Here is a 12,078-nt window from a genome sequence, read left to right on the forward strand (position 1 = left end):
GCGGCCTCTCGGCTATAGCTGTAGTCGTCGTTGGTCGCGTTCGTCCGAACTACGAGACACCACTCCCCCTTTGCGATGACATGGGAGCTATTCCTCCGGCATTTACGCTGGCGCTGAGCCTGCTCGATCTTCACGTCGATCAGAATGTCCCTAACTTTAGCCATTGCTTCCCCCCTTCAGGGCATCGCGCACGTTGTCTCCCAGCATGTCGAGTGCAGCCAGTGCGTCCTCATTGTCGCCAGCGTCTGGCGCCTTGCGGCTCCCGGACTTGATCCCGAGATGTTCGTTGATCGCCTTGTTCAGCAGCGACGTGACGGCCGTCCGGTTGTCACGCCCAGCGACCGTTTTGTCCCGCTGGCCAACCTCGCGGCCGGCGGGCGAGAATTTCAGATCCTTTAGAATACGGGCGACAACGGAGCCTGTGCGTTCGGACAGCCGCTTGCGCGCGTTAACCCGCCGCGCCTGCGGCTGCACCGGAAGGTCACCAGCACTGCTGACCTGGGAAAGCTCCGCCTGCTTTCGGCGCAGCGTCTCCCTGAGCTTGTCCTTCGCGATGACGTCGCGCAGGCGCAGGCCCGCTCCGATCTCGTGGTCTAGCATCTCTTCCAGGACGCGATCGTCTTCCGGATCAAGGAACGACCGATTGATGAACGAGCCGACGATCTCGTTATCGACCAGCATCCCGATGTCGAAGCGACGAGGCTCTCCTGAGCCGTCGCCATCGCCAATCTCGTCACCGGCCTCCAGCCACTTCTTCACCATCGCCTGATCATCGAAATCGAGTTCGCGGAAGTCGTCCCAATGGGCGTCGGTGTTCAAGCCCACATGGGAAACCACAAAGGCGTGGTTGTCCGGGTGGTCTGGCTTCGCCTCATGGACGACGCGCATCACGCGCCCGACGAACTGGATGTAAGGCGACAAGCTTGCGAACGGCCGGAAGATGGCCGCGACGCTGAGGGGCGGATGATCGAAGCCTTCGCCGAGCATCTGCACCTGCACGATGCAGTCGAGCTTGCCGCTGCGGAGATCGGCAAGAACGGCGCCCTGTTTGTCTCGATCCATTTCACCGTATATTTCGGCCGCCTTCAGGCCGCGTTCCTCATACAGACCGCGCACCTGTCGGGCATGGTCGACGGAACACGCGACGGCGATGATTTGGTGGCGGAAACCACTGCGCTCTCGCAGCTCCTGCAGGTACTTGATGCTGGCATCGACGATGTGCCGATTGCACTCGGGCGCCAACGCGACACCCCGCCGGAACCATGCATGTTCCCGCAGCGCCATTACCTCTTCCAGGGTGTGCCGTTTCGTGTCGTCGCGGTAGGTGAATGACAGCTCTGACGGCGCGACGTTCCGGGAGTGGATTTGCTTGATGTATCCCTTCACCATCGCCCGGGTGAACGGGTAGCGATAGATCACCTTGCCGACCGGCCGGGTTCCGTCACCCCGGAACGGCGTCGCCGTCAGGCTGACGACCTTAGCATTCGGAAAGCGATCGAAGACCTTCGCCCAGCTCGGGGCCACGTTGTGGTGACCCTCGTCGATCATGATCATGTCGAAATAGTTCGGCGGAAACTGCGGGAGCCAGCGATCGGCCGAGCTGGCCAATTGGTGGATGTTGGTCACTACAAACTGGCTCGCGTTGCAGTCGTGAAGGTTGGCGTCGACGCCGTCCAAAACGGCGCGAAACGGCCCTGCGGAAAAATCGTGGAGCGCGCCCGTACGCCGCCAAAAATTCTTCGGGTTGCTGATGTCGAGCGATTCCGCGACGCCCGATCGGATCGTCAAATTCGGTGTGATGACGAGCGCGCGCCCTTTCGCGACGCCAAAGGGCAATGTCGCAATGACGCCGGTCTTTCCGCAGCCGACAGGAATCTGCAAGATCACCGGCTCGTTTGAGGCTTCGAAGTGGGTCCGCACCGCCCGGTGGGCGCCCTGCTGCGGCTCGCGGATCTTGGGGTTCACCTCAATGTCCGCGGTCAGGGTTTGAAACATATGGTCGGGCTCGTCGGCCGCCTGTTCGGCGCGCCGATACTCGAGGCGAAAGGGCTCAAGGTCTGGCCGGCGATAAAAGCGATAGCCGCTTCCCGGCCGGCGCACCGGTTTGAGCTTGTCGGAAGAATCCCACCGTCGAAGCGTATCCTTCGAGACGCCGACATACTCGGCGGCCTCGGCAAGGGTTAGGAAATCAGGGGCATCATTCTGTGACATACTGCAACCTTATGCAACTCTATGCATTGAGTCAATTCCGGGGTGGCAACCCCGATGCAGAAGGCGTCCCAGATGCTATTGATGACGCCTCTAGAGACCCTTGCGGATCATACAAAATTTTGTATATATCTCGGGTGGCCCCTTTGGACGGCGTTCCGAGGGCCTGCAAGGAACACTCTTCGTCATGCAGGTTCAAATCCGAAAGCTCGAAGGCAGTTGGGATCTCGGTTACGCGCTCCACAAGCATACGCTGTCGAGCGTCTATCTGGGCGACGACGAATACGGCCACCCTCGATTTGACACGACGCGCTCGGAGCCTGGCGAGGCTCTATACCAGCTTAAATATCGAGCCGACTGGAATCAGGTTCAGCCGCTCGCGGGCCAAGTGCAGCAAACCTTGCTGCCGCTGTTCGGCAAGATCGGCCTGATTATCCCAATGCCAGCCTCCACGGTGCGGGCGCGCCAGCCGGTCAACGAGATCGCCAACGAACTCGGCAAACTGACGAACACGCCGGTGTTCGACGACATCATCGTCAAGGCGCCCGCGCCCGAAGGCAGCCCGCAGCTCAAGAACCTGCATGGCCGCGAGGCGAAGGACGCCGCATTGGAGGGACGGTTCAGCATCAACCCGTCCATCACCAACGAAGGGTGTTGGAACGCGCTTGTCCTTGACGATCTTTTCGACACGGGCGCCACGATGGACGCCGTCTGCAAATCGCTGCGCACGTACAAGAAAATCAAGCACATCTACGCCGTTTCTATCACATGGAAGTAATGCCATGACCACTGTCTTCATTGCCGGATCAATCTCAATAAGCCGTCTGCATGAGAAGGTGGCGGATAGGATCAACAAGATCGTATCTTCAGATTTCAACGTCGTGGTCGGAGATGCCGATGGCGCCGATACCTCAATTCAAGAATGCCTTCAACGATACCAAGCCGGAAAGGTGACCGTGTATTGCACCGGCGATACGCCCCGAAACAATGTCGCAGAATGGCCGGTGCACAGGGTCGTTTCAAAGGCGAAGACTGGCACGCGCGCCTATTTTACCGCCAAAGACCTTGAGATGGCGCGTAACAGCGATTTTGGCCTCATGGTCTGGGATTGCAAAAGCACAGGCACGCTAAGCAATGTCATCGAGCTTCTTCGAGAAAAAAAGAAGTCCGTGGTCTTTGTGAATAAGAACAAAGATTTTGTAACCGTGTCGGACAATGGGGGCTTGGAGCGCCTTCTCGATTTTATGTCGGATCATGCTCGCGCAAAGGCGGAAGAGAAGATCGGCCTTACCGCGAAGATCGCTAGTATCGCCCACGAACAGTTCTCGCTGGACATGAGTGCGAATACCGAATCCTCGGCAGAGCCGGTGAGGAACGCAGATAGTGCAGGCTCGACCGAAGCGAGTTCGGCGATAAGCGAGAGTGCAAAGCTACGCTCTGAGCTAATTTCGGCGCTCAAGGATCATATTTCTCGCGCTCATCTGAGCCAGACTCAGGCGGCTAAAGTCTTTGGCGTGACCCAACCTCGGATTTCCGATCTCACCCGCGGCAAAGTCGATCTGTTCGGACTCGATGCGTTGGTCAACATGGCTGCAGCCGCTGGCTTGCGCGTCGAGATGCAGGTCCGTGGGACTGACATCGCTGCGGGCTAGGCGGTTCACTACACGTGCGATCGTGGAGATATGGCGGCGGTATGTGCCCCCAGGAATTGGCAGGCATCCCAGCTGCAGACAGAGATTGGCCGACATTACAGCGCCTCGATAGAGCTGACCGCTCAGTTCGGTGACGAGGTAGTCATAATCGCCCGTAATTCGGCGAGCAAGAGAGGGGAAAGCCCCAGTGTTTCCAAAGGTCGCGTACGCAGCCATTGAAGCGCGCTAGCGTTGTCTAGATCCTTACGCGCCGACATTTCGTTCAGCTTCATGGCGGTGACGCGCGACAAGCCCAGCGAGATAAAGCTGATCATCGTTTTGTCGGATGCGCCGATCTCTAGGTAAAGGGGCAAAGACGGAATGCTCGAGACCATGTCCACCAACCCCGCGCCGTCGAGGGCGTAGACAAGAAGGGCGCTATAGCAACCAAACAGCCGAACTGCTTGGAAACGGATGTCGCCCTCTATCAAATCCAGAGTGTTTCTGATCGTCGTCCGAACAGGCTTCGACGTATTTCGCGAAATTTGCTCGTCGATGATCTGCGGAAGCGGCAGGCCGAGCATCCAGCGTCGCGCGATCAGAGCGTGGAACCGATGCAGATTTTTAGAGGTATCGATGCCGAGAATGATCTCGTGGCAAAGCTCTAGGACATCCGCATAGGACTGGAAAGCTTCACTCTCGCGGGGGTGCAGGGGGATGAGGGTCCGAGCGACGTCGGGGCCTTGAGCCACTTTCGCGCTTATCCGGTCGTAGAGCCGCTGTTGTTTGTGTGCGGATATGTTTGGAGTACGACGGATGACCGCTGCTGGGAGGGTGAGTTTTTCACTGGCAGCGGCGAGCGCGGCTTCTAGCAGGCCCGACTGAGCATCGCCTGCGGCGACGCCTGCTCGTTCGAATGTCTGGCTGAGGTCTCCGCCTTTAAAATCGGTATAAAGGCGGACGAAGGTGGTTTCGAGATCGGTTTCATCGCTGCGGCCGGCGCTCGGCGTGCCGGCGACGACGGCCATGAGCTGATCGTGATGGTCGTTCAGGCTGGTTTCGATCGCCGGAGTGATGACCGAGTCTTTTGGCCCTTCTAGTGGCTTCTTCTTCCATTTGTCGTAGTCGATGAGGAAGATATTGCCTTGAAATTCTCGTTTTAGTCTGCCGGCGCGACCGGCGAGGTTCCAGAAGTCGGTCGACTCCAGGGCCTTAGTACGACCTTTTTCCGGAGCGAACATGAAGATGTTTTTGGCAGGCAGATTGACGCCCTGCAGTAGCGTGCTCGTGCATACGAGGAAGTCGACCTCACCGGACGATACCGCCGCTTCAATTGCACGTCGAAGCTGGGTGGGAATGTTGGAATAGTGAAACGCGACGCCGTATTTGATGCACTCAACCAACGCGTAGTTGGCGTGGACTGCTTCCTTAGCCAGGTCCGACAGAGCCAGGCGCGCGACGGTCGGCTCGCGATCAGACTTCAACTCGGCCAGTTGGAGCGCAACGCTCTCGGCCTCCGCCGCGCCGTTTGCATAGATGATATTCGAATGTCCGCGCCCGAGTTCCGCCGGGATATGGACGAGTTTCTCTACCCGGCTCGCGACCGTTCGATCCAGCTGCAGCGTTGCGACTGACCGTAGCGCCTTTGATCCGTCCCCGGCGGTCTTGATCGAAAGCTTGCCCTTGGTCGCTGACTCGATGGTGGTAACCAAGAAGTTCTGGGCAACAGTCGGCTCTACAGACGAGAACTCGATCACGTCGTCTAAACCGAACAGCCGGCCGAAGATATCCAGATTCCGGATTGCCGGACTGGCGAAGAGGATCTGGGATGTCGGATTGCGGACGAGCAGATCGTCGACGACCCATTGAAGGAGAACACCTCGCGATCCGTCGGCGATCGAATGCGCTTCATCGACGATGATGACGCTAGCGCTGAAGGCGGGATGGGCACCGAGAGCGAGTTGCACCCTCTCTTGCGTCATCACATAGATGGCGCGCTCGGCAAGCGTGGTGTCCGCGTCGACCGGCACCGTGACAACGTCGGGAACATCGCGTGTCATTCCCTCGAACTGAACCTTCAGATCCTCTGCCACTTGGGCGATCAAGGCACGGGTCGGGACGATGTAGACAACCGATTTTGCCCGATCGTTGTCGAAAAGTGCCGAAAGATACCCCTGCAGTACAAAGGATTTCCCCGCCGATGTGGGCGCGGCCAATGCGATACGGCGGCTCTGAGTAAGACTAAGCCACAGCTTCTGCTGGAAGTCTGTCAGCAGCACCGTGTGCCCGTTTATCGTCACCTCATGCGTATCGGCCGACGCGATTTCTTCAGCGACAAGCGCGAAGGGAAGGCTGGGCTGGGCGGACTCTACGTCTGCTCGCGTGCCGATGGATGGGAAGTTGCCCAGGCGCATGAGTACGACGCGCAGGGCCTGATCCAAGGGCACCTGCTCTGTGCCAAACAGATCGTACGCACAAGTCGCCACCCTAAAGGCAGCGCGTCGATGATCTGCTGTCTCCGAGCAGGCCAGAATGGCCGCTGAACGCATCAACCGCGTGGCATCTGTAATGTCCGCAGGGCCGTCATCGACGCCGCCGATCTCTTTAGTGAGCCATGCGAGCTCGATGCGGTGCGCCGCGTCGTGAAATCCGGGATTCCCCCAAACTTTGTCAGCCAATTCCTGCATCATGGCAACCAGCCAATCCGAGCCTGAAAGAGATCGCGAAACTCCTGCACGGCTGGGAGCGGGAAGAAGAAAAATTCCGCATCCTGAGAATCCAGCCCAGCTGCCTTGAGCGCAGCGGCGACCTTGGGAGCGACTGCTTCAAGATGCTCCTTTGCCAGAGCTCTGAAGGCTTCCTCAGCGCCTTGGTCGCCAGCGGCGCTGGCCTTTTGGAAGCCGTCAAAATCGAAGCCAATCAGGCATGTGATGACGTCTTTGCGCTCGTTATATTCTTCCTCATGAGGGTCCAGATATCGCAGAAGGGCTTCCTTGCCGTCGGGGTCCAACCCCGTGAAATCGATATTTCGCTGAACAAGCTGCAGTTCGTGACCTAGCTCGTCCGGCTTCAAGGATTTTGCGATCGATTTCGCGGCGGCCGTGATGGCTGCGCCGACGTCGCCATACATTTTCGACTCTCCCCAGTAGAGAAAGAGCCGCGCGGTCTCAGGGCAGTAGCGAACATGGACCCCGTCCGCGCCGTGAACGGGCATCTGCGGATTGGTTTTCAAGGTCATCTTCGCAATGACCTGGGGCGCGCCTAGAATCCATTCTGTCAGCAGGTACAGCAGTAGCTCGCCGGCCTCGCCATTCCGGTTCGTCGCCTTGTGCGCCTTTATGAAAAGCTTGGCGGCTGCATCATTGAGCTGAGTGGTTTTGACCAGGAAATCGTCGAACGGCAGGGTGGACTGCAGCGCTCTCACCGCATCGATTTCCTTTCGCGTCAGCGCGAAAGGCGTCAAGTGAAGCCATGCCAGCTCCACCAGTTCGTGAACCGTGGTTTTGCCCTGTCGGAATGCCGGGAAATGCAGCCGAAGGGTGACGCCCGAGCACTCGCACAGCACTTCGTGCTGTAGCTCCCGTATCCTCGGGCCCAATTTTGAATAGTCTCGGCAAAGAGCTGAAAGAACCGCATCCAGGTCTAGGCCGTCTGCTTTTTCTGCGTTCTGCTGGCTCAACTTACCCCCTCGATTGAACTTACCCCACCAACGAGCCTAACGCTAGGAGGTGCTAATGTATGTAGCAATGTGCCCTAGTCGGGACGGCCGGCGGAGGGGCAAACACCCAGGTAAGTTATCTTCAGCTACTCGGCGGCGAGTGTGAACAGACGCCTCCTTCCGAATAGCGCTACTGCCCTTCTTTCATTCTGAGTCCAGACATTCGGAAAGGTCCAACTTTCCCGACCTTGGGCGATCCAAGCGCGTGCCGGCATGTATGCCCGCTTCCGGGAATTCAGAAAACGGCGCTGAACGCCTTCGATGGGTCGACCTCGATGGGCGGCAGCTGGACCATACCTGAAGGTCGCGAGTGTCCGACTTGCACTTCCTGGGGCGACCACCGATGATACCGGCCATGAGCGAAACGATCGATGTCGAAGAACAGACCCCCGTGCCCTTAGTAACGTGCTTTTACTGTGGCTTTGACCTCCCGCGGTCGGAGTTTTCAGACGAACATATATGGCCCGACGCGCTTGGGGGCGATTATCTGCCCCGGTTTTGGCGGACAGACGACGTCTGCGCGCGCTGCAATTCAATGTCCGGTGTCTACGTCGACGGCGCATTCATTCGCGGATGGGCCGGTTCGCGGGAACGCGGTCACGATGCCCGCATGTATCTCTCGCTCACCGAGCCGCTGAAGACCGTCCTACCGCTCGACTATCTAGGCAAACTGACCGACCCTGCAATCCCGTCGGGCGATGTCGCGGATTGGTGGGCTGGGCCTTGCGGCGCAACGATCGTGCATTTTCGTCCGGAGGAAACGAGCGATCTTTGGAAGAGATATCTCGGCGGCGATCCGCGAGCGAACAAGGCGGCTGCCGGTCGTGCCTATATGGCACTCGCGTCGAACACCGAATACTGGCTTCTCGGGGCATTTGGGTCCTTCAAAAAGCATTTCAAGCGGGCCAAGCGGTATATTGTCACGCCTGGCGTGCCACCGAACTGGACTGCATTTGAACAGATAAACCGAGAGGATCCAGCGCAAGCTGCGGACCTCGAAATAATCGATGCCATACTCAGGCGGGCAAGGGCCAGCCAATCGACCCGTGCGCGCTTGGAAATAGACCTCACTGACGTTGGACAGCGTTGGCTTTGCAAGCTTGGGCTAGCGATTGGCTGCCAGATTTTCGGCGCAGGCTTTGGGAAGCATGCAGATGGCGAGCTGCTCCGCCGCGCTTTCCGGGAGGCGAACCCGGAAAAGCGCAAGCAGTACAAGGTCAGGGGTTCGGGCTATTTCACTGGTGGCAGCGGACTTGCATTCCTCGCTTGGCCGGCCGGATGGGTGCTACAACTCCAGGTGCTGGATGGAACCTTGAGCCTAGCGATTGTGACGCCTTCTGGTCAAACCATGACTATTGCGATCACCGACGATCACAATCTGATTTCTCAAGTGCCTGCCGACATTAATATGGGCCAGGCCTGGATTGTCGTTCCATCTGCCGCCCGAGCCGTGGGGCCGATTGGGATCGCCGACTATGTGGCGCACATCACGCGAACAGTGCCCCATGCCGATCTCAAAGCGCTTGAGGCGCATCGTATTGATCCGTCGTCGCTTCCCACCTGTTGAATATGGGCTTCGTCCGCGAATGATGCGAAGCTGGCCGACTGCGAACAGTTCGATCCGCAACTCGGCCACCTGGTGGCTACTTCAAGCATGGGAATCGAAATGCGGCCGGTCCGCATCTGGTCGACAAAAATCTCGAATTCAATGGCGGAAAAGGGTCGGACCCGGAAGCCGACACGACGCATCCGAGTGTCCGCTATTCCATTTGTACGGCTGTACCCTGCCATTCCGGACTGTCCGACAAGCGGCCTTCACTAGCGCCAATCACATAGAGCGGAGCACGACGCATTTCGGATATGTGACCGACCGTCATCGCCCTCAGAGCGGCAGAATCATTTTGCTGTTATCCTCTAAGCTATTGAGTTTAAGAGGGGCGAAACAACGCTGTTTTGCCCGAAGGTCCGCAGGAAAGTTCGAACAACGCTAGCCTTCCAAGCTTGTGATGCGGGTTCGATCCCCGCTACCCGCTCCGGCCTTTTCCGGCCTTTTTGCGCTTTGTCTCGGGATTGTTTTGAACCCTGTTCGCAGGCGCGCGGGTGCTTCGATTGGACGACCACCCACATTGGGGCGGCATCTCCGTGGGTCAGTTCTTCCGTCAGCGGACAGGTGCAGAGATGCCGCGCTATAAGGGTACGCCGCTGACGTGGATCGAGGCCCCTTGTGAGCCATATGCAACCGACGGCGCCTCACCTCGTTCCCATTCTGAACAGAGTTCTCGCTGCAGGGGGGGAGAAGTGAGCGAGCCATCGTTTAATGAGGCGCCGGAAGGCACCACAAAGCGCCGGATTGAGATCAATCCTACCGTGTTCTTCGTCTCGGCCGGCCTCATTCTCGCCTTTGTGTTGTTTGGAGCAATCGTTCCTGATGTTGCCGGTCGGCTATTCGCCGCTGCGCAGGCGCTCATCGTGGCGGACTTCGGCTGGTTCTACATTGCATCGGTGGCCGGCTTTCTCGTGTTCGCCCTGTTTTTGATGTTCAGCCGTTATGGCGACGTCAAACTTGGGGCCGACGACAGTGAACCGGACTACAGCTATCCTTCATGGTTCGCGATGCTGTTCAGCGCCGGGATGGGGATCGGGCTGATCTTCTTCGGCGTCGCCGAGCCCATCCAGCATTACGCCTTGCCGCCGGTCGGCGAAGGTCGCACGATCGAATCCGCCCGGCAGGCGATGGTCCTTACCTTCTTTCACTGGGGGCTCCACGCTTGGGCGATCTATATCGTCGTCGGCCTGGCGCTTGCCTATTTCGCCTTTCGCCGCGGTCTGCCGCTCACCATCCGCTCGGCGCTCTATCCGCTGATCGGGGAGCGGATCTATGGTCCCATCGGCCACGCTGTCGACATCTTCGCCGTGCTGGGCACCATGTTCGGGGTCGCGACTTCGCTCGGTCTGGGCGTGCTGCAGGTGAATGCCGGCTTCAGCTATCTGTTCGGTCTGCCGAGCAACACGGTCATCCAGCTCGTCTTGATTGCCGCCATCACGGGGTTGGCGACGCTGTCGGTTGTCATGGGGCTGGACCGAGGCGTGAAGCGCCTGTCGGAACTGAACATCATTCTGGCCGCGCTATTGCTGGTCTTCGTGCTCGTCACCGGGTCGACGGTGTTTCTGCTGCAGGCCTTCGTCCAGAATGTGGGGACTTATCTCAGCGAGGTCGTGCAGCGCACCTTCCGTCTGTACGCCTATGAGCCCAATCCGTGGTTGGGTAGCTGGACGCTGTTCTACTGGGGCTGGTGGATCGCATGGTCGCCATTTGTCGGCATGTTCATCGCGCGCATCTCGCGCGGGCGCACAATCCGTCAGTTTGTTGGCGGCGTTCTGCTCGTCCCGGCATTGTTCACCTTCCTCTGGATGACCGTATTCGGAAACACAGCGATCGCGCTCGATCTGAGCGGCGCAGCCCACATCGCCGATACGGTCGCTAACAACCTCCCGGTCGCCTTGTTCGAGACGCTTGAGCAGCTCCCGCTTTCCACCATTGTTTCAGGCATCGCGACGCTTCTCATCATCACGTTCTTCGTAACGTCAGCGGATTCCGGTGCGTTGGTCATGGATATGATCACGTCCGGCGCAGCGAAAGATCCTCCGGTCTGGCAGCGCGTCTTCTGGGCGGTCTGCGCCGGCGGTGTCGCGGCGGTTCTGCTGGTCGCCGGTGGGCTTCAGGCGCTTCAAACCGCGGCGATCGCCAGCGCGTTGCCCTTCGCTGTGGTCATGGTGTTCATTTGCTACGGCCTGTTGCGAGCGCTTCAAACCGAGAGCCAGGAAGCGATGGACCTGTCTGCTGCGGGCGCCGCCACGGGCGCAGAAACCGCCTTCACATGGCAGCAGCGCCTTGCAACCATCACCCGGTTTCACGATCGAGATGAAGTGCTCGCATTTCTCGCCGACACTGCCCAGCCGGCCCTCGCGGCCGTGGCGGCGCAGATGCGAGACAGCGGTATTTCCGCGCGCCTCATGCAGGATGCCGATCATGTGGGACTCACCATCCCGCATGGCGAGCGCGGCGACTTCGATTATACCGTCCGTGCGCGCGGGTTTCGTGTGGCGAGTTTTGTCTGGGCCGAACCGCGAAAGACCCAGGAGCGAGAGCGCCTTCATTACCGCGCCGTGGCGCACTCTTCCGACGGAGGGCAGCCTCATGACGTGACCGGCTATACCGACGAGCAACTGATCAACGATCTGCTCAATCGCTATTCCCGCTTCCGTCACAGCCGGCGGATGTCGTGATGCGATGAGCGGCAGTCAGTACGAAGGCAACGGGTAGACCTCGTCTGAAATGTAGTCGTCATAAGACGCAAAAGGCATTTCGCCTCGATCTTCTCGTCAGAGGCTTCCGCGCAGAGAAGCCCGTCTTGCGCGACATTCCGCTAGCCACATTAACCCGTGGGACCGCGTTTGATCGGAGGTTCCCCATCGGGTGTGCGAAAGACGCGGTTGTGTCAGCGGCTCCCTGGCACCGAG

The 12,078-nt window shown here is 59.0% G+C and carries 7 protein-coding genes; 4 read left to right on the forward strand and 3 right to left on the reverse strand.

Annotated features, from left to right (window positions below):
• Positions 1–156: 156 nt before the first annotated feature.
• Positions 157–2,211 carry a DEAD/DEAH box helicase gene (locus tag M2337_RS06170; RefSeq protein WP_264572098.1) on the reverse strand — a complete coding sequence of 685 codons (2,055 nt, stop codon included), beginning with the start codon at positions 2,209–2,211 and terminating at the stop codon, positions 157–159.
• Positions 2,212–2,395: 184 nt separating this feature from the next.
• On the opposite strand from M2337_RS06170, the gene M2337_RS06175 reads away from it, so the two are divergent.
• On the forward strand, positions 2,396–2,986 hold the full coding sequence (locus M2337_RS06175) for a ComF family protein (protein WP_264572099.1): 591 nt from the start codon (positions 2,396–2,398) through the stop codon (positions 2,984–2,986).
• Between the two features lie 4 nt (positions 2,987–2,990).
• Entirely contained in the window at positions 2,991–3,860 is an 870-nt protein-coding gene (locus tag M2337_RS06180; protein ID WP_264572100.1) for a helix-turn-helix domain-containing protein, read from the forward strand.
• 122 nt (positions 3,861–3,982) lie between these two features.
• Here M2337_RS06180 and M2337_RS06185 read toward each other — a convergent pair whose 3' ends face one another.
• Together M2337_RS06185 and M2337_RS06190 are read right to left on the reverse strand one after the other, a co-directional pair.
• On the reverse strand, positions 3,983–6,529 hold the full coding sequence (locus M2337_RS06185) for a DEAD/DEAH box helicase (RefSeq protein ID WP_264572101.1): 2,547 nt from the start codon (positions 6,527–6,529) through the stop codon (positions 3,983–3,985).
• Positions 6,526–7,518 carry a DUF1837 domain-containing protein gene (locus tag M2337_RS06190; RefSeq protein WP_264572102.1) on the reverse strand — a complete coding sequence of 331 codons (993 nt, stop codon included), beginning with the start codon at positions 7,516–7,518 and terminating at the stop codon, positions 6,526–6,528. The genes M2337_RS06185 and M2337_RS06190 overlap by 4 nt, the downstream gene beginning before the upstream one ends.
• 394 nt (positions 7,519–7,912) lie before the next feature.
• Between M2337_RS06190 and M2337_RS06195 the strand changes: the two genes are divergently transcribed.
• The gene (locus tag M2337_RS06195; RefSeq protein WP_264572103.1) at positions 7,913–9,124 is read left to right on the forward strand and encodes an HNH endonuclease; all 1,212 of its coding nucleotides are present in this window, start codon (positions 7,913–7,915) and stop codon (positions 9,122–9,124) included.
• 731 nt (positions 9,125–9,855) lie between these two features.
• Positions 9,856–11,844 (forward strand): BCCT family transporter, encoded by a 1,989-nt coding sequence (locus tag M2337_RS06200; protein WP_413716245.1) that lies wholly within the window; start codon positions 9,856–9,858, stop codon positions 11,842–11,844.
• Positions 11,845–12,078: the final 234 nt, after the last annotated feature.

This window comes from Sphingobium sp. B2D3A, from assembly GCF_025961795.1.
Classification (GTDB): domain Bacteria; phylum Pseudomonadota; class Alphaproteobacteria; order Sphingomonadales; family Sphingomonadaceae; genus Sphingobium.

What these genes read in the sequence shown, in the direction of transcription:
- M2337_RS06170 (WP_264572098.1), bottom strand. Translation starts at nt 2,211, where the DNA reads ATGTCACAGAATGATGCCCCTGATTTCCTAACCCTTGCCGAGGCCGCC.
- M2337_RS06175 (WP_264572099.1), top strand. Translation starts at nt 2,396, where the DNA reads ATGCAGGTTCAAATCCGAAAGCTCGAAGGCAGTTGGGATCTCGGTTAC.
- M2337_RS06180 (WP_264572100.1), top strand. Translation starts at nt 2,991, where the DNA reads ATGACCACTGTCTTCATTGCCGGATCAATCTCAATAAGCCGTCTGCAT.
- M2337_RS06185 (WP_264572101.1), bottom strand. Translation starts at nt 6,529, where the DNA reads ATGATGCAGGAATTGGCTGACAAAGTTTGGGGGAATCCCGGATTTCAC.
- M2337_RS06195 (WP_264572103.1), top strand. Translation starts at nt 7,913, where the DNA reads ATGAGCGAAACGATCGATGTCGAAGAACAGACCCCCGTGCCCTTAGTA.